The sequence below is a fragment of the Sutterella sp. KLE1602 genome (assembly GCF_001578585.1).
In the GTDB taxonomy this organism is placed as follows: Bacteria; Pseudomonadota; Gammaproteobacteria; order Burkholderiales; family Burkholderiaceae_F; genus Sutterella; species Sutterella wadsworthensis_A.
This window is the reverse complement of record NZ_KQ968527.1, coordinates 152,609-171,577: the sequence shown is the minus strand read 5'-3', so window position 1 is coordinate 171,577 and position 18,969 is coordinate 152,609. Positions and strand designations below refer to the sequence as shown.

Sequence of the window (18,969 nt, the reverse complement as noted above, 5' to 3'; positions counted from 1 at the left end):
TCGGTTCGTTGAATTCTGATTTTTAAAGAACAGCACTCCTAAGAGCACAGAATTGTGAGTTTACCAACTCATCAACTCTTTGTCAAATTTATTCGCTGATGACTTGGCGTCGTCAGCGAAGGATTGAAATTAAACACCTTTCCGCAGGCTTTGTCAAGACTTGTCGCAAAAATACCGCAAACACGGTATCCCTCCGGCTCACGCCTTGGATTTTTCGGGAAAGAGAACCTCCGAGTACCCGAAGGTCCGCCAGTCCGTTACGCGCATCGGATAGAGAATGCCGACCAGATGATCGGCCTCGTGCTGGACGACTCTGGCGTGCAGCCCGTCGACCGTTCGCTCGATCCTGTTGCCCTCAAGGTCAAACCCCTTGTATCGGACCGCAACCGGCCTCACAACTCTGCCGCGAAGCCCCGGCACCGAGAGGCAACCTTCCCAGGCGCTCATCGTCTCTTCGCCGACGGGTTCGACAACGGGATTGATGAGCACGGTTCTCGGAACCCTGCGTGCGCCCGAAGCCTCCTCGCTCTCCTTCGTACCGAAGCAGATGACCTGAAGCGAGACGCCCACCTGAGGTGCGGCAATGCCGATGCCGCCCTCGACGTCCATGGTGTCCCACATGTCGACCACAAGCCTCCGGAGCTCGGGCGTACCGAACGCCTTCACAGGCATCGCCTTCTCAAGAAGCAGCTCCTCGCCCATCTTCAACACGGGACGGATCATTCGGCCCCTCCCTTCTGCGCATCAGCACGCACGGTCTCCCTGACGATGTCGACGACGCCCCTGACGGCACGCGCAAGCGACGACTCAAGCGACGCGAAGTCGATCTCATCGGCACAGTCACCCATGCCTGCGGCATGGTTGACGGAAACACAGATGCCCGCATAAGGAAGGTCAAGCTCCCTGGCAAGGGCACACTCGGGATAAAGCGTCATGCCGATCATGTCGGCTCCGTCCCTGCACATGCGCCTCACCTCGGCCGCCGTCTCCAGTCTCGGACCCTGAGTGCACGCATAGACGCCCGCAGTCCTCACGCCCGCACCGAGCCTTTCCGCGGCCTCAACCAGTCTGTCGCTCAACGCCCTGTCGAACGGCCACGTCATGTCGACGTGCTTCATGCCGGCAGTCCCGAAGTCATCGTAATAAGTGACTTCACGGCCCCAGGTGTAGTCAAGCAGCTGATCGGGGACCGCAATGCGGCCGGGCCCCATGTCCGGCGCAACACCGCCCACGGTCCCGACGGCGATCACACCCTCCACGCCCGCCTTCTGCAGCGCCCAGATGTTTGCACGGTAGGGCACCCTGTGCGGGGCGAACTCATGCTTCACGCCGTGACGACGCAGGAAGACGATCGACCTTCCGCCGAGGCGTCCGAAGACAAGCGGTGCGCTCGGAGCCCCCCAGGGCGTTGTAATCTCAATTTCCTCGCAGTCCTCAATGACGTCGTTGCCGGTAAAGCCGGATCCGCCGATCAATGCAAGCATCTCACTTTCCTCAAAATGATTTCTTTCTCTGGCAACCGCCGACAGCAGGCGATCTTCAATTCTAAAAGAGCCGGGAACCTGATACGTGTATAGCCCTCGCACATTCCCGCTCCGTAACAGGGCCTTCCACCGCATCATGACGAAGCGCAGTTGAAAAATTGAACAACCACGCTCCGTCAATGCCTCTGCGGATCAGGCTCAGAAAAGGGCGCCCTGCTGCGGGCCTTCGTCGTCCGTTTTCCCCACCTCCGTCCCTGCAGCCCGTTTCTCTTCAGGATTGGCAGGTGTGTCGGAAGCATCCTGAGTACTGACCGCCCCCTCGGCCGCCGCCTTCTCCTCTTCCTCAGCCTCAGGCGTCACAACAAGCTTTTCGCTTGAAACGCCGCCCTCGAGCATGGCCAGGAGAGTTTCCTCGTCGATCACCTTCACACCCAGTGTCTGCGCCTTCTCGAGCTTGGAACCCGCCTCCGCACCCGCAACCACGAAGTCGGTCTTTTTGCTGACGGAACCCGACACCTTGGCGCCCGCCGCGATGAGACGGTCTTTTGCTTCGTCGCGCGTGAGCGTGGGCAAGGTCCCCGTCAGCACGAAGGTTTTGCCCGCAACCTCGGAGGCCTCCGCTGCAGGCCTGGGCTCCACCACGGGCCAGACGACGCCGGAGGCAACGAGCGCCTCGATCACGGTTCGGTTGTGCGGCTCCTTCAGGAAGGCATGAATGCTCTCGGCGATGATCTCACCCACGTCATCAACCTTTGTGAGCGCCTCCACGTCGGCGGCCTCAAGATTGGCAAGCGTGCAGAAGTGCTGCGCAAGCGACAACGCGGTCGCCTCACCCACATGCCTGCATCCGAGCGCGAAAATGAAGCGGGCGAACGTCGTGTGCTTCGCCTTCCCGATGCTTTCAAGCAGGTTCGAAGCGGCCTTCGGCCCCATGCGCTTGACGGGCTTCTCAAGATCCTTCGTCGCCGTTGTCGGCGCGATGAGATCCTCAGGCTTGAGCGTGAAGATGTCGGCCGGACTCTTCACCAGCCCTTCGTCCACAAGCATGTTGACGATCTTCTCACCGAGCCCGTCGATGCCCATGGCCCTGCGGGAGGCAAAGTGAACGAGGGAGAGCTTCATCTGCGACGGACAGTACAGACCGCCCGTGCATCGCGTGTCCTTCTCCTCCTCGTCGCGGATCGTGGCCGACCCACAGACAGGGCAGACGGACGGCATTGCAAACGGCACGGTACCCTCTGGACGGCGCTCGTGCACGACGCGCACCACCTCGGGAATCACGTCCCCCGCCCTGCGGACCACGACCGTGTCGCCGGGGCGCAGATCAAGGCCCGCAATATGGTCCTCGTTGTGAAGAGTGGCGTTCGAGACGGTCACGCCGCCGACGAAAACGGGCTTCAAGCGCGCGACAGGCGTGAGCTTGCCCGTGCGCCCGACTTGAATGTCGATGGCTTCGCAGACCGTCAGAGCCTCTTCGGGCGGGTACTTGTGGGCGCAGGCCCAGCGGGGCTCGCGAGCAATGAAGCCGAGCTCCCTCTGAAGCTCAAGACTGTCCACCTTGTAGACGACGCCGTCGATGTCGAAGGGCAGCGTGTGTCTGATCTCTGCCACCTCATCATGAAAGGTCGCGAGCGCTGTCGGCCCCTCGACCCTTCGGCGGACGTCCGCAACAGGGAACCCGAGCGACGCAAGTCTGTCGAGAACTTCCGTCTGCGTGGGCGCGAATTCGCCGCCCGAGACTTCACCCAGCGCATAGGCGTAAAAATGAAGCGTCCTGCGTGCGGTCACTGCAGGATCGAGCTGGCGCAGGGACCCCGCCGCCGCATTTCTCGGATTGACGAAGGTCTTTTGCCCCTCCTCTGCCTGACGGCGGTTGAGCGCCTCGAAGTCGTCGCGATGCATGATCACCTCGCCGCGCACCTCCAGCACGTCGGGGAAGTCGCCCTCCAGACGAAGCGGGATCGTGCGGATCGTGCGCGCATTCGCGGTCACGTCCTCCCCTGCACTGCCGTCGCCGCGAGTGGCGGCCTGTACGAGAACGCCCTTTTCATAACGAAGATTCGTTGCCAGACCGTCAAACTTGAGCTCGCAGTCGTACGCCACGGCAGGATCCTCATCCGCGAGCCCGAGTTCGCTGCGCACGCGGCGGTCGAATGCCGCCGCACCCTCGCTCGAAAAGTCGGTCTCGGTGTGAATGGAAAGCATCGGCACGGCGTGCACGACCTTTGCAAGGTCGCTTCGAACAGCACCGCCCACGCGGGCCGTGGGCGAGGCAGGACTCTTCCATTCAGGAAATCTGGCCTCAAGAGCCTTGAGCTCATTGAACGTGCGGTCGTATTCGGCGTCGGGAACGCTCGGATTGTCAAGCACGAAGTACTCGTAGTCCCAGGTCTCTACGAGCTTCTCGAGCTCACGCATGCGGGCGGGGGCCCTGGAGGGCTCGATCGCCGCAGCCTTTGCGGCACCATCGAAGTCGTCGTTCGCGAGGGTTTCAGTCTTTGTCGGTTCGGTCATATCTTGCATTCCGAAGAAGCGAAGAAGAAAAGCCCGCCGCCGGGCGGCTTGCGTCCGAATGCGGCGGGCAGTGAATGATGCTTGACGCGGATCCTGCGTCAGGCGCTTCTCGAGAAGAGGAGCCTTGCGCGCTCGGAGCCGGGACGCACGCCGCTGGCGGCCATCTGCGCGTCCTGATGCTCGATCTCGTCCTGAAGGATCAGGCCGCCTGCAGCCTCGATGCGGTTGCCCGCGCCGTCGACCCAGACGCCGCCGAGATGGCAGGCGATGTGGTTTGCAAGCTGGAAGAAGCGCTTGAGGTCGCCGCGCGGCACGTTGGCAAGGGGGACGTCAAAGGAAAGGCGCAGCTGGGAGGAGTCGGCACCCGCCAGCGAGAGCGTCATCAGAGGCTCTCTGGAACCTTCGTCGATTCGAAGCTCCCAACGGCCGCTCGCGCTGACGAAGCCCGCGCCCTCGGCAACCTTCGTCACCTCCTCGAGCGTCAGGCCCTCCTCACGCGGAGCGGGGACGATCGAAACCTCAATCAGCTTGTCGTAGTAGTGGATGAAGCGGGAGATCTGAACAGCCGTCGAGACCGCCGTCTTGATGTCGCAGGATGTGCGCACGTCAACGTCGTTCTGGGCGGCAGTCTGCTCGAGCACCTGCAGGAAACTCGAGGCGGAAACGTCGTCAAGCACGGCGGCACGATTGGCGATCAGGATCGTCGCGACGATGTGAACGGCCTCCGCAGGCAGGCATTCGGACGGATAGTAGAGGCCGTCCTCAGCGGACTTCGCCCAAAGCGACACGGGCAGCGGCAGCGAAAGCTGTCGGATCTGCGTGACAAGGGAGTCCATGGAACCGAGCGGGAAGGTCTTGCCTTCATAGGGCGTCACGTCGAGCACCCACTGGATGCCGTGGTCGACGGGCGGCTTTTCGATGCCGGCGATGCGGCCTGCCTTTCGCCCGCCGCGGGCGGCCTCGCGCTCAAGGCGCGCCTTCTGCTCCTCGGCGAAACGCTCGTAGACGGGCGGCTTTTCAGACGGAAGGTCGTCCCTGGAGGCAGACTGAACCGCCTCGTGCGGCTCGTCGTCGTCCACCATGTCCTCGAGCTGAGGCTCGACGCGAGGCTCGGGCTTCTCTTCGGCGAGCACGTCCTTGCGAACGTCGCCTCCCGCCTGCAGGCGGGCCTTTCGGCTTGCGCGCATGCGGCGCTCCTCGCGCATCGAGCGCCAGAAGAAGAAGGCAATGACCACCAGGGCGGCCACGATAAGAATGATCTGAGTCTGACTCATTTGAATTATGTCCGGCTTTGTGGGCGCCCGACGCGGGCGCAGCTTCTGTTGATTGTACGCACTTTTGACGGATTCGCCACGACGCGCGTGCGGGACGCGGAACCGCAGGCGTCAGTTCGCCATGCGGACCGCGTTCTCGATGTCGACGCTCACGACGCGGCTCACGCCGGGCTCCTTCATCGTTACGCCCACAAGCGCTCCCGCGAACTCCATCGTCACGCGATGATGCGTGATCATGAGGAACTGCGTCTCGCTCGACATGCGGCGGCACAGACCTGCAAGCCTCGCCTGATTGGCCTCGTCAAGGGGTGCATCCACTTCGTCAAGCAGGCAGAAGGGAGCGGGATTGAGCCTGAAGATCGCAAAGACGAGCGCCGTGGCCGCGAGGGCCTGCTCGCCGCCCGAAAGCAGCTTCACGCCCGCGTTCTTCTTGCCCGGCGGCTGAGCCTTCACCTCGACGCCCGCGTTGAGCACATCGTCTCCCGACATGACGAGCGAGGCGACGCCGCCTCCGAAGAGCTCGGAGAACGTCTCGGCAAAGTGACCGTTCACCTCCTCGAACGTCTCCCTGAGACGTCCTCTGGTCTCCGCATCGATCTTTCTGATGGCGGCCTCCAGAGTTTCAATGCCCTTTTCAAGGTCCTCCACCTGTCTGGCCGTCGCCTCGAGCGTCCTTCTCACCGCCTCGAGGTGCTCGAGCGCGGCATGATTGACGGGACCCAATCCTGCAATCTCGCTGATGAGCCTCAGCACCTTGGCGCGAAGGCTCTGAGCCTTCTGCGGACGCTCCGCCGCGCGACGCGCAAGATCCGTCCTGTCGGCCTTGAGCTCATCGAGCCTCTCCTCAAACTGAGTCCGAAGGCTTTCCTTCATCTGCTGCTCGACTCTCTTGACGCCGAGCGCCTCCGTCATGGGCATGACGTCCGCCTGCGCGGCCTGCCAGCGGCCCTGAGCCTCGGTGAGCGCAAGTCTGGCCGCGGCCGTCGCGTCGCGACGTGCGGCATGCGCACGCTCCGCCTCTTCAAGCACCTTGAGGGCAGCGGCCGACGCCGCGTCGCCGAGCACCTTCGCGCTCTCCTCAAGGAGCCTGGAGGCCTCGACAAGACGCGCCTCCTCTCGGGCGATGTCGCTTCGAAGAGCCGCCTCGCTCTGTGCATACAGACGGGCCGACTCCGAAAGCTGCCGCAGCTTCGCGCGTGCCAGCTCCGCCTTGTGCCTCACGGCCGCAAGCGCAGCCGTCTTCGTCTTGAAGCGCATGTCGGCTCGCGCAAGTTCGGACGTGAATCCTGCGGCAGCGCGCACGGCGCGTTCTGACGCCGCCTCCGCCTCGTCTGCCGCTACGCCCGCCTCTTCGGCAAGCGCTCTGGCCTCCTCGCCTTCGGCCTCAAGCTCCTCCCTGCTGCGACGCAGATCGGCAAGACGGGTCTCGTGGGCCGCCACCGCCGCCTCCGCCGCCTTGATCCTGAGCCTCAGGTCGGCCACCCCCGCCTCAGCAGCACGGGCGCCCTGAGCCGAAGTGCGTGCGGTCCGTTCAGCGGCCTCGGCCGCCGCTCCGGCCGCATTCCTGTCGTCATCAAGCTTGCCCAGCCTGTCCTCAAGCTCATGAAGGCAGTCCCTGAGTGCGGAGATCTCCTGCTGGCGAGAGAGCACGGACTGTCCCGGATTGCTCGCCGTCCAGACGACAAGGCTTCGGCTCGTGAGCCGGTCGCCCTTCGGAGTCACCAGCGTGACGCCTTCGGGAAGCCTGGCTCTCAAAGCCAGCCCCTCCGAAAGGCTCTTCACGCAGTAGACGTTCGCCGCAACGTCCGCGAGAGCCGCCGTCGCGTCGGACGAACGGCACCTGACGTGCGAGGTGATGGGTTCCAGCCTGACGCCGTCGAGCTCGAGTGCAGGGCGGCCCTCCTGCGTCTCACCTCGTTCAACGAACGAGATGGCGGCGGGCGGCCGGCGGCTCTCGTAGCCCTGAGCCATGCCGAGCCGGCTCAAGAAGCGTGCTCCCAGCCTCGATCCGACAACGGCCTCGACGGCCGTCACCCATTCGGGGTCGGCCGAAAGCGCCTCGGACAGGCGCGGAAGACCGTCAAGCCCTTCGGCGGCCTCGAATTCGGCAAGCCGCCCCTTTGCCTGAACCCCCGCCTCGACGGCCTCAAGGGCGTCGAGCTTCGCGGCCGTTTCCTTTTCCTGAGCAAGAGCCGCAAAATAAGCCTCGTTGGCGGCGTCTCTTCTGCGTCTCGCCTCTGCTGCCGCCTCAGCCGCCTCCTCTTCAAGTGCGCGCGCCTCCTCTGCGGCGGCCTGAGCCTCCTCGAAGTCGAGCTTCATCGCCTCGAGCCCCTCCTTGTCAGGCGCTTCGAGCGTTCCCTCGGAAGCTGCAAGCCTCAGAAGACGCTGTCTGAGATCCTCGGCACGGCGCTCGGCCGCCTCAAGCCGCGCATGTGCAACACGTGCCTGAGCCTTCGCGTCGGACTCGGCTCTTCGAGCTTCGGCCGCGCGGGCATTGACGTCGTTCAGGGCGTCCTCGGCGGAGAGAACCTCCTCCTGTGCCGCAGCCTCCTCTTCGCCCGAGAGCGCAATCGTCTCCTCAAGCTCGTCAGTCTCGGATGCCTGGGCCTCTCTGGCGGAAACAGTCTCGGCAAGGCGCCTTTCCTTGGCCGCCTTTGCCTCTCGGGCTTCGGCTGCGGCTCTTTCCGCTCCGGCCCTGCGTTCGCGCTGCCGTCTTTCCTCGGCTTCGGCTTTGGTGAGCGCACGTTCGGCCTGCCTCAGTCCTGCAGCGGCCTCAAGCTCCTTCGCCTCAGCCTCGCGTGCCGCGGACTCGAGCGCGGGAAGCGACGCCGCTTCACGGGCGGCGTCGGCCTTTCTGGCCTCGATCTCGGCCTCGCCGCGCGCAATGTCGGCGGCAATCCCGTCGAGCGTTCTTTTCACGTCCTCATACTGGATCCAGTACCAGAGGGATTCGGCGGCGTTGCGCTCGTCCGTGAGCGCACGCCACTTCCCTGCGAGCTGCGCCTCGCCCTCAAGCCTTGCGGCCTCCTCTTCCTTGACGGCCTGCATGTCGCGCACGCGCTCGAGGTTGCCCCTCGTCTGACTGAGAAGCGACTCCGTCTCCCTGCGTCGCTCGCGGTAGAGCGAGACGCCCGCGGCCTCCTCTAGATAGACGCGCATCTCCTCGGGCTTGGCGCGGATGAAGTTCGAGATCATCCCCTGGGAGATGATGGCGTAGCTGCGAGGCCCGAGCCCCGTGCCGAGGAAGATCTCCTGCACGTCTCGGCGGCGCACCTGCTGATGATTGATGTAGTAGGCGGACTGACCTTCGGCCGTCACGACTCGCTTCACGCTGATTTCGCCGAATTCCGACCACGCCCCCTTGAGGCGTCCGTCGTCGTTCGTGAGGATGAGCTCCACGCTCGCGCGCCCGAGAGCGTGGCGCGTGGTCGAGCCCGCGAAGATCAGCTCACGCATCGAGGACGAGCCGCGCAGTTCAGAGACGCGCGCCTCGCCGAGCACCCAGCGAACGGCGTCGATGATGTTCGACTTGCCGCAGCCGTTGGGTCCGACGATCCCGACAACGGGATGCTCGAGCTCGATGAGCGCCGGATCGGCAAAGCTCTTGAAGCCTGCGAGCTTGATCTGACGTAAGCGCAAGAAGGTCTCCTGAAAAGGTGCGGCCGGTTGATGGAAGGCCCGTTGCGCCGCAGACCGGCGGCGCAAACAGGCGTGTCTGCCTATTCTAAATGAGGGCCGCCCGCGGGACATCCCCCTGCACGGACGGTCGCCCCCGCCGACCTTATAATGTCGGGCATCGCCGCAGACGCGCCGTGTCCGATCCTTCGGACCTGCGCATCGCCTGCGCGCCCTCCGTTTTCCGCGTTCCCGCGGGCGCCGCATTCGCCGCGTCCGCCCCTTTACTGGATACCGCCATGTACGAAATTGCTCCGCTGCTTGATGACCCCATTCACAATCTGAAGACCATCCGCGACGTCTTCCGTTGGGCGATCACGGAAATGGAAAACGCCGAAATCTCCTACGGCCACGGCTCTCCCGACAGCTGGGAGGAAGCCTCCTTCCTCATCTGCCGCGGCCTCAAGCTTCCGTTCGACCACTTCGACATGTTCCTTGACGCCGCGCTCACGCACAACGAGCTCTCCCGACTCGTGCACCTCATCGACCGCCGCGTCCACGAAAAGGTTCCGACCGCCTACCTGCTGCGCGAGGCCTGGCTCACCGAGCACCGCTTCTACATCGACGAGCGTGCGCTGATTCCGCGCTCCTACATTGCCGAGCTTCTTGAGGAGGACCTCGCCCCCTGGGTCGAGGATCCGTATGAAGTGGGCAGCGTGCTCGACCTCTGCACGGGTTCGGGCTGCCTCGCGATTCTCGCCCAGGGCACCTTCCCGAACGCCGAAGTGACGGGCTCCGACCTCTCGCCCGACGCGCTCGAGGTCGCCAAAATCAACCGCCGCGACTACGGCATGGAGGAGACGCTCGAGCTCGTTCAGGGCGACCTCTTTGAAAACCTGCAGGGCCGCACGTTCGACATCATCATCTCCAACCCGCCCTACGTCACGCAGGCGAGCATGGACACGCTGCCCTCCGAATACCGTCACGAGCCCGCCATGGCGCTCGGCGCAGGCGACGACGGCATGGACGTCGTGCGCCGCATGCTTCCCGAAGCTGCCGCACATCTCAATGACGGCGGCATGATCATCGTCGAAGTGGGCGACGGCGCCGAAGCGGTCGAGGCGACCTTTCCCGGCCTCGAGATCATCTGGCTCGTCACCTCGGGCGGCGACGACCAGGTCTTCCTCGTCACGAAGGAAGCGCTCCTCAACTACTTCGAACAGTAATCCAGCGTCATGCTCCGACTTCTCAACCTTGCGCTCTCCCGCGGCACCCGCGTCCTCTACCGTCATGCGACGCTCACTGCGGCGCCGGGCGAGCGCATCGGCCTCGTCGGCCCCAACGGCTGCGGCAAGTCCACGCTCTTTGCGGCCATGCTCGGCGACCTCTCTCCCGAAGACGGCGACATCGAGACGCCGCCCCGCGACAGGATCGCCCATGTGGCGCAGTCCTTCGTCGCCGACAACGTCCCCGCCGTCGACTTCGTTCTCGGGGGGCACGCTCCCCTGATCGCCGCCCGCGCGGCACTCGCCGAAGCCGAAAAGGCAGGCGACGACATGCGTCTTGCTCAGGCCCACGCCAATCTTGCCGAGCTCAACGAAGGCGCGATCGTCGCACAGGCCCGTACCATCCTTGCGGGCCTCGGCTTCAGCCAGACCGACGTCGACCGCCCCGTCTACGACTTCTCGGGCGGCTGGCGAAACCGCATCGCGCTCGCACGCGCCCTGATGTGCCCCGCCGACCTGCTTCTCCTTGACGAGCCGACGAACCATCTCGACATCGACTCGCTCATCTGGCTCGAGAACTGGCTGCGCCGCGTCGAGGCGACCGTCGTCATCATCTCGCATGACCGCGAGTTTCTGGACCGCGCCGTCACGACGATCTGGTCCGTCGAGGACGACACCGTCTGCCGCTACGCAGGCAACTACTCCGCCTTCGAGTCCCAGCGCATCGAAAAGCTCAGGCTGCAGGATGCGGCCGCCAAGGCCTACGAGCGCGAGGCGTCCCATCTCTCGAGCTTCATCGAGCGCTTCCGCGCCAAGGCGACGAAGGCCCGTCAGGCCCAGTCCCGCATCAAGATGCTCGAAAAGCTCAAAGCCGTCGAGCCTGTGCGCGCCAAGCGCGAGTGGCGCTTCGAATTTCCGAAGCCCGTGCGCCTGCCCGAGCATCTCGTCGACACGGAGAACCTGCGCCTCGGCTATGACGAGCGCGTCGTGATCGACCGCGTCACGCTCTCGATTCGCTCGGGCGAGCGCATCGGCATCCTCGGTGTCAACGGCGCAGGCAAGTCCACGCTCGTCAAGGGCATCGTCGGAGACCTTGCTCCGATGGCGGGCGAACTTCGTCGCGGCCAGGGTCTCGAGATCGGCTATTTCGCTCAGCATCAGCTCGATCAGTTGCGTCCCGAGGAAAGTCCGCTCGAGCACATGCGCCGCATGGCGCCCGACGTGCGCGAGCAGGACCTTCGCGACTACCTCGGCATCTACCGCTTCTCGGGCGACTTTGCGTCTGCCCCCGTCGGCCCGATGTCGGGCGGCGAGAAGGCCCGCCTTGCGCTCGCACTCCTCGCCTGGCGCAAGCCCAACCTTCTGGTGCTCGACGAACCGACGAACCACCTCGACATGGAGACGCGCGAGGCCCTGACCATGGCGCTCTCCACCTATGAGGGCGCAGTGCTGATCGTCTCGCATGACCGCCATCTTCTGCGTGCCACGACCGAGCGCCTCATCCTCGTGCACGACGGGGCCGTCCAGCCCTATGACGGCGACCTTGACGACTACGCCCAGCTCGTGCTTGAACACCGCCGCACCACGGTCGCAGCCGAAAAGGCGGCGAATCAGGCCGAAAGGCTTGAGTCCGGCGAGCGCGAGCCCTCCCAGAACCGCAAGGAGGCCCGCCGTGCCGAGGCTCAGGAGCGCCAGCGCATCGCCGCCCTGCGCAAGCCCCTGCAGAAGGAGCTTGCCAAGGTCGAAAAGGAACTCGCGCAGAAGAACGAGGAGCTCAGGAAGCTCTCCGATCGCCTTGCCGACGGCGACTTCTACACCTCGACTGATCCCGACGAAGTGGCCCGCGTGCTTCGCGAACACGGCGAGCTCAAGCCCGTCGTCGAGGAGCTCGAAATGCGCTGGCTCGAACTCTCCGAGGAAATCGAGGCCGTCTGCTGACGTCCTCCGAGCCGCACCTTTTCTGCAAGGCCGTCCCGCAAATGGGCGGCCTTTCTTCATTCGGCCCCGACCGACCGATGCGAAAGGCATGCGCATCGGCTCCCTCACGCGTCCCGCGCCCTCTTTTGCTGATATGATTCACGCAAATCGGAAAGCCCCGGCGACCCTCAGGGGCCGTCACGACCAGGGGTCCTTCCTCCCGACAACGCCCTTTCCGCCCGTACGGAGTCCCACATGCGCAGATACAACATTGCAGCGACGCCCGGCACGCTGCACGCCTTCAAGTCCAAACGCGTCGTCGTCGACCTCAACAAGGCCGACCTCACGAGCGTCTCGGCCGTCGTGATGACGGCCGACGAGGCGCTCTCGGGCCAGCTCGAACGCGTCGAGGCGACGGCGTTCGGCATTCCCGTCATTCTGCTCAACAACGGCGCCAAGCTCCCGACCGAGCTCTTCGGCAAGGTCGTCTCCGTCATCAACTCCCAGCCCGACAACGTTGGCCTCTACGGTCGCCTGATCGACGCCGCCGCCCAGAAGTACGAGGATCAGATTCTTCCGCCCTTCTTCGGCAAGATGGAGTCCTACGTCCGCAACGGCAACGTGCACTTCGACTGTCCGGGTCACCAGGGCGGCGCCTTCTTCCGCCGTCATCCGGCAGGCCGTCAGTTCGCCGACTTCTTCGGCGAAAACGTCTTCCGCTCCGACCTCTGCAACGCCGACGTCGCGATGGGCGACCTGCTCATCCACGAAGGCGTGCCCCGTGCCGCCCAGATGGCGGCCGCCAAGATCTACAACGCCGACAAGACGTACTTCGTCCTCAACGGCACCTCCGCCTCCAACAAGGTCGTGCTCAATGCGCTTCTCACGCCGGGCGATCTGGTGCTCTTCGACCGCAACAACCACAAGTCGAACCATCACGGCGCGCTCATTCAGGCGGGCGCGACTCCCGTCTACCTCGAGACCGCCCGCAACAGCTACGGCTTCATCGGCGGCATCGACGACCACTGCTTCGACGAGAAGTACCTGCGCGAGCTCATCCGCGAGGTTGCGCCCGAGCGCGCCGATGAAAAGCGCCCGTTTCGCCTCGCCGTCATCCAGCTTGGCACCTACGACGGCACGATCTACAACGCCCGTCAGGTGGTCGACCGCATCGGCCGCCTGTGCGACTACATCCTCTTCGACTCCGCCTGGGTCGGCTACGAACAGTTCATCCCGATGATGAAGGACTGCTCGCCGCTCCTGCTCGACCTCGGTCCCGAGGATCCCGGCATCTTCGTGACGCAGTCCGTCCACAAGCAACAGGCCGGCTTCTCGCAGACCTCCCAGATCCACAAGAAGGACCTTCACATCAAGGGCCAGAAGCGTTACTGCACCCACAAGCGCCTCAACAACGCCTTCATGATGCACGCGTCCACCTCGCCCTTCTATCCGCTCTTCGCCGCGCTCGACGTCAACGCGAAGATGCACGAGGGTGAATCCGGCCGCCGCCTCTGGGCCGACTGCGTGCGCGTCGCGATCGATGCGCGCAAGGAAATGCTCGCCTGCTGCCACTACATCAAGCCCTTCATTCCGCCCACGGTCGACGGCAAGGCCTGGGACAGCTATCCGACGGAGCAGATCGCGACCGACATCCGGTTCTTCGCCTTCAATCCCAAGGACAAGTGGCACCACTTCGAAGGCTATGCACCGCAGCAGTACTTCGTCGACCCGTGCAAATTCCTGCTCACCACGCCGGGCATCAACGCCACGACGGGTGAGTACTCCGACTTCGGCATTCCCGCCTCCATTCTCGCGAGCTTCCTTCGCGAGAACGGCGTCGTCCCCGAAAAGAGCGACCTCAACTCGATCCTCTTCCTGATGACGCCCGCCGAGGACCATGCCAAGATGGCGCACCTCATCACGCAGATCGCCCGCTTCGAGAGCTTCGTCGACGATGACGCGCCGCTCTCCGAAGTGCTCCCCGAGCTCTATAACGCCCACAAGGAGCGCTACAAGGGCTACACGATCCGCGAGCTCTGCCAGGAGATGCATGACTTCTACAAGTCCGTCAACGTCAAGGGCCTCCAGAAGGCGATGTTCCGCAAGGAGTACTTCCCCAGGCGTGTGCTCAACGCTCAGGAGGCCAACTACGAGTTCATCCGCGACAACGTCGAGCTCGTGCGCCTGAGCGAGGCCGAGGGTCGAGTGGGCGTCGAGGGCGCGCTTCCCTACCCGCCGGGCGTCCTCTGCCTGGTACCTGGCGAAGTCTGGGGCGGCGCCGTGCTGCAGTACTTCCTCGCCCTTGAGCAGGGCATCAACCTCTTCCCGGGCTTTGCACCCGAGCTGCAGGGCGTCTACATCGAGGAGGACGAGGACGGCCGTCAGGTCGCCTGGGCCAACGTGCTCACGCACGAGCGCGAGACCGAACTCCTCGGCAAAGCCCTCTGACCTCGATTCCGTCGGGAAACGGCCCGGAAGCCGCAAGGCCTCCGGGCCGTTTTTGTCTCCGGTCCCGCAGGCTAAGCACATTCTCCTAGAGACGATTACCTATCAGGCGTTTTCAGTGAAGAAAACTTGAGGTATTACCTTTCACGGATGCACGGCATCCCGCAAAATGAATCCATCGGACGGCCGCATACGCATTCGATTTCCCATACCAACAGGCCGCCCCCAAGGAGTTCATCATGCAAAAGCGCACCTTCATCAAGTCTCTCGCCGCCGTCACGGCGCTCAGCGCCATAGTTCTTCTCACGGGCTGCGACGAGGAAAAGGCGGTGGCTGAAAAGCCCTTCCGCGTGGGCGTGACCGCTGGTCCGCACGCCGCCATCGTCACCGAAGCCGCAAAGGTCGCGGCGAAGAACGGCCTCAAGGTCGAGGTGGTCGAGTTCACCGACTACGTGACGCCCGACACGGCCCTCAACGACGGCGCGCTTGACGCCGCGGTCTACCAGCACGAGCCCTTCCTTCTCAACTTCAACAAGCAGAAGGGCACGAAGCTCGCCAACGTGGGCAACGCCGTGGTGCAGCCGATGGGCTTCTACTCCAACAAGGTGAAGTCCATTGCCGACATTCCCGAAGGGGCGGTCATCTCCGTGCCGAACGATCCGACGAACTGCGGACGCGGTCTTCTCCTCCTGCAGGCCGCGGGCCTCATCAAGCTTCCCGAAGGCATGGGCAGCGAGGCCTCTCTCGCCGACATCGTCGAGAACAAGCGCAACCTGAAGATCAGGGAGCTCGAGGCCGCCCAGCTGCCCCGCAGCCTCGATGATGCGCTCGTCGCCGTCATTCCGATGAACTACGTCATCAGCGCGGGCCTCTCCCCGCAGAAGCAGGGCTTCTACTTCGAGTCCCTCGAGGCGCCGTTCGCGCTCATCATCATCGCCGCGCATCAGGACCGCAGGAACGACAAGAGCGTTCAGGACTTCGTCAAGTACTACCGCTCGCCCGAAGTCAAGGCCTTCGTCGAAAAGACCTTCAACGGCACGATCAAGCCGAGCTGGTAATCACCGCCTTCTGCGCATGACCTCCCTCAGGGCCCGCACGGACTGCCTTCCGTCGGGCCCTAGGCGTTTTCCATGACCTCCTCTGTTGAACGGGCATGTGAACTGCTACCATAACGGCGCGCGCCCGCCACTCGCAGTAGCGGATGGACGGGACGCCGTCAGGATGGCGCCATGAATTTCACCTCACTTCTCCAAGGACGGCAGGCCTGACGCGGCCGGCCTGCGTCCTCCCGGGGCTTTCGCCCTCCGGACTCCCGTCGGCACGATCATTCCAACAACACATCCAACCGACAAGGGAGACCGAAAAAAATGCTCGGCATCCTCATTACCGTCGCAGTCATCGCCGTCGTGGCGTACTGCGTGCTCAAGAACTACTACCCGCCCATCGTCCTTCTTCTCGCAGGCCTGCTCATGCTCGTGTGCGCCTGGCTCATGGGCGTCGATCCCGTCGACGCGAAGAAGAGCACGAACTTCGTGGGCTTCGACTTCGTTCAGGCCTTCACGAACCAGATGAAGGGCCGCCTTCCCGGCCTCGGCCTCAACATCATGCTCATCGCGGGCTTCTCCTTCTACATGGACCGCATCGGCGCCTCCAAGGCGCTCGTGAAGCTCTGCGTCAAGCCGCTTTCCGCCGTCCGCTCCCCGTACGTGCTGCTCGCCATCACCTACGTGGTGGGCCAGTTCATGGCGCTCTTCATCAACTCCGCCGTGGGCCTCGGTCTTCTTCTGATGGCCAGCGTCTATCCGCTCCTCGTCGCGCTCGGCGTCTCCCGCGCCTCGGCCGCCGCCGTGATCGGCTCGACCTGCTGCCTTGACCTCGGTCCCTCGTCCTCGAACGCCATGCGTGCCGCCGACCTGATGTCGACCGACGTCGTCACCTACTTCGTCCAGAGCCAGATTCCCGTTGCCGTCTGCGTGATCGCCACGGTCGCCATCGGCCACTTCTTTGTCCAGCGCTGGTTCGACCAGCGCGACGCTGCCCGCGGCGTCGCCGACGGCGCTCCCGTCAAGGCCGACCAGAAGGACCTCGAGAAGGCCTTCGAAGGCGCGGGCCCCGTGCACTACGCGCTTCTGCCGATGTTCCCGCTCGTTCTCCTCATCGTCTTCTCGCCGATGGTCTACGACGGCATCAAGCTTTCCCTGCAGACCGGCATTCTGGTCTCCATCCTGATCGCCTTCTTCGTCGACCTGATCACGCACTTCGACTTCAAGGAATGCTGCAAGCGCACGAGCGCCGTCTTTGAAGGCATGGGCAAGGTCTTCACCTCCACCGTGGCCCTCATCTGCTGCGCCGAACTCTTCGCGCTCGGCATGAACAAGATGGGCGGCATCACCACGATGATTCAGGCCGCAGCTGCCATGGAAAGCGCCGGCGTCTGGGTGATGCTCTTCATCATGCTCGGCATCATGGTCGTCGCCACGATCGTGACGGGCTCTGGCAACGCCGCCTTCTTCGCCTTCTCGCCGTTGCTTCCCGAAGCCGCCGCCAGCGTGGGCATCAACACCGCCGTGCTCGTCGTGCCCGTCCAGCTCTCCGCCGGCATCGCCCGCACGATGTGCCCGATCGCAGGCGTGATCATCGCCGTCGCCGGCATTGCGGGCCTCACGCCCTTCGAAATCATCAGGCGCACGATTCCGGTCATGCTTCTCGCGCTGATCGTCAACGTCGCCGCCTCCGCCGTCTTCCTCTAACCACGGAATACGGCCTTCACCCAAGGAGAAACTGAAATGGCTATTCTCATCAAGAACGCACGCGTCTTCGCGCCCAAGGACCTCGGCGTGGTCGACGTGCTCATGGCCAATGAACGCATCCTCGCCGTCGGCAAGGACCTCGCCCCCAACCTCCCCGACCTGCAGACGGTCGAAGCCGGCGGCATGATCATGACCCCGGGCTTCTTCGACCAGCACATCCACGTCACGGGCGGCGGCGGTGAAGGCGGTCCCGCCACGCGCACGCCCGAGCTCGTGCTCTCCGAACTCGTCGCCTGCGGCACGACCGACGTCGTCGGCGTCTCCGGCACCGACTACACGACGCGCTCCATCCCAAACCTTCTCGCCAAGGTCCGCGCCCTTCAGGCCGAAGGCGTCTCCGCCTGGATGTACACGTCCAACTACCGCTGCCCGCCGACGCTTCTCACCGATTCCATCGGCAACGACCTCTTCTTCATTCCCGAGGTCCTCGGCGTGAAGATCGCCCTCGGCGACCACCGCTCGAGCTTCCCCGACGTCCAGACGGTCCTCTCCATGCTCGCCGACATCCGCGTCGGCGCCATGCTCGCAGGCAAGATCGGCTTCCTCCACATCCACAACGGCAACATTCCCGGCGCCTTCGCGATGTATGAGGAAATCGTCTCGCGCGGCTTCCCGGTCAAGCACATCCGCCCGACCCACTGCGGCCGCATCCGCCACGTCTTCGACTCCGCCGTCCAGTTCGCCCTCAAGGGCGGCTGGATCGACATCACGACGGGCGCCTCCTGCTGCTTCGACCATCCTGCCCAAGCCGTCGTCGAGGCGATCGCCGCGGGCGTCGACCCGACGCACATCACGCTCTCGACCGACGGTCACGGTTCCGTGCCCCGCTTCAACGACAAGGGCGAAATGGTCGGCCTCGGCGTGGGCGGCGTGGACGGAAACCTCAAGGAAACCATCCGTCTCATCCGCGATCACAACATGCCGATCGAACAGGCCCTCACGTTCACGACCTCGAACGTCGCCGGCGCCCTCGGCATCAAGGGCCACGGCGTCATCGAGACGGGCGCCTGCGCCAACGCCTGCCTCTTCACCGAGGACTTCGAGCTCAAGGGCGTCTTCGCCCGCGGCCGCGAAATGATGCGCGACGGTGAAATCCTCGTGAAGGGCACGTTCGAGTACTAACGCCGAAACAGGCCGAAAGGCCCGCGTCCGCACGTTTTCAGGAGCCGGTCCTCCCTCAGGGAGGACGGCTCCTTTTTTTCGACAACTCTTCAACAATCAGGGGCTTTGCCTGACCCATTGAGGAGATTTACAATTCCCTTTGGTGCGTCCGCCCGTGCGGCCGCATGTTGAAAAGAAAGAAGAGGACCACATGGACATTGAACTCGAATGGCTGCAGGCCACCTTGAACGATGCCTCCGAAGCGCTTCAGGACGCGCTCCAGAAGGTTGAAAACGGCGATCAGGAAGACGCGCTCGAAGTGCTCAACCACGACCTCGTGCACGTGTACGCGAAGCTCAACTACGCCGTCAACACGGCCCGCCTCGGCCCCGCGGCTCTCGACGCCATGAGCGAGGACGAACTGATCGGCTGGCCCGCCCGCATGCCCTTCCTCACCTTCGACGAGATCGACACCCTCGGCGAGGACGAAGAGGATGAAGAAGCGGTCGAGGAAGAGGACGTCAAATAAGGTCCTGACTCCCGAACGGACAGACTTCAAAAAGGAAAAGGCGCGGATCTGCTG

12 protein-coding genes are annotated in these 18,969 nt (G+C 64.1%); 7 read left to right on the top strand and 5 right to left on the bottom strand.

Annotation, left to right across the window (positions count from 1 at the left end):
• Positions 1-198 precede the first annotated feature (198 nt).
• From def to smc, 5 genes are all read right to left on the bottom strand, one after another.
• On the bottom strand, positions 199-723 hold the full coding sequence (gene def / locus HMPREF3036_RS05725) for a peptide deformylase (protein WP_062332347.1): 525 nt from the start codon (positions 721-723) through the stop codon (positions 199-201).
• A complete protein-coding gene (locus tag HMPREF3036_RS05720; protein WP_062332345.1) occupies positions 720-1,484 on the bottom strand; it encodes an S-methyl-5'-thioinosine phosphorylase in 765 nt (254 codons plus the stop codon). Before HMPREF3036_RS05720 ends, def begins: the two co-directional genes overlap by 4 nt.
• Positions 1,485-1,682: 198 nt before the next feature.
• Complete coding sequence (gene ligA / locus HMPREF3036_RS05715) at positions 1,683-3,998, bottom strand: NAD-dependent DNA ligase LigA (RefSeq protein ID WP_062332343.1); 2,316 nt, start codon at positions 3,996-3,998, stop codon at positions 1,683-1,685.
• A gap of 98 nt (positions 3,999-4,096) precedes the next feature.
• Positions 4,097-5,272 (bottom strand): hypothetical protein, encoded by a 1,176-nt coding sequence (locus HMPREF3036_RS05710; protein WP_062332340.1) that lies wholly within the window; start codon positions 5,270-5,272, stop codon positions 4,097-4,099.
• A gap of 111 nt (positions 5,273-5,383) precedes the next feature.
• Positions 5,384-8,911 carry a chromosome segregation protein SMC gene (gene smc, locus HMPREF3036_RS05705; protein WP_062332337.1) on the bottom strand — a complete coding sequence of 1,176 codons (3,528 nt, stop codon included), beginning with the start codon at positions 8,909-8,911 and terminating at the stop codon, positions 5,384-5,386.
• A gap of 275 nt (positions 8,912-9,186) precedes the next feature.
• Between smc and prmB the strand changes: the two genes are divergently transcribed.
• The 7 genes from prmB (at position 9,187) to HMPREF3036_RS05670 (ending at position 18,915) form a co-directional block, all read left to right on the top strand.
• Positions 9,187-10,113, top strand: a complete 927-nt coding sequence (gene prmB, locus HMPREF3036_RS05700) for a 50S ribosomal protein L3 N(5)-glutamine methyltransferase (RefSeq protein ID WP_062332334.1) — start codon at positions 9,187-9,189, stop codon at positions 10,111-10,113.
• A gap of 9 nt (positions 10,114-10,122) precedes the next feature.
• Positions 10,123-12,051: an ABC-F family ATP-binding cassette domain-containing protein gene (locus HMPREF3036_RS05695; RefSeq protein ID WP_062332332.1), complete on the top strand. Its 1,929-nt coding sequence runs from the start codon at positions 10,123-10,125 to the stop codon at positions 12,049-12,051.
• Positions 12,052-12,285: 234 nt separating this feature from the next.
• A complete protein-coding gene (speF, locus tag HMPREF3036_RS05690) occupies positions 12,286-14,478 on the top strand; it encodes an ornithine decarboxylase SpeF (RefSeq protein ID WP_062332330.1) in 2,193 nt (730 codons plus the stop codon).
• A gap of 236 nt (positions 14,479-14,714) precedes the next feature.
• Positions 14,715-15,533 (top strand): MetQ/NlpA family ABC transporter substrate-binding protein, encoded by an 819-nt coding sequence (locus HMPREF3036_RS05685; protein WP_005435886.1) that lies wholly within the window; start codon positions 14,715-14,717, stop codon positions 15,531-15,533.
• Between the two features lie 309 nt (positions 15,534-15,842).
• Positions 15,843-17,225, top strand: coding sequence for a C4-dicarboxylate transporter DcuC (gene dcuC, locus HMPREF3036_RS05680; RefSeq protein WP_062332327.1), 1,383 nt, complete (start codon positions 15,843-15,845; stop codon positions 17,223-17,225).
• A 36-nt stretch (positions 17,226-17,261) separates the two neighbouring features.
• The gene (gene iadA / locus HMPREF3036_RS05675) at positions 17,262-18,407 is read left to right on the top strand and encodes a beta-aspartyl-peptidase (RefSeq protein WP_005435884.1); all 1,146 of its coding nucleotides are present in this window, start codon (positions 17,262-17,264) and stop codon (positions 18,405-18,407) included.
• Between the two features lie 190 nt (positions 18,408-18,597).
• On the top strand, positions 18,598-18,915 hold the full coding sequence (locus HMPREF3036_RS05670; protein ID WP_005435874.1) for a hypothetical protein: 318 nt from the start codon (positions 18,598-18,600) through the stop codon (positions 18,913-18,915).
• Positions 18,916-18,969 lie beyond the last annotated feature (54 nt).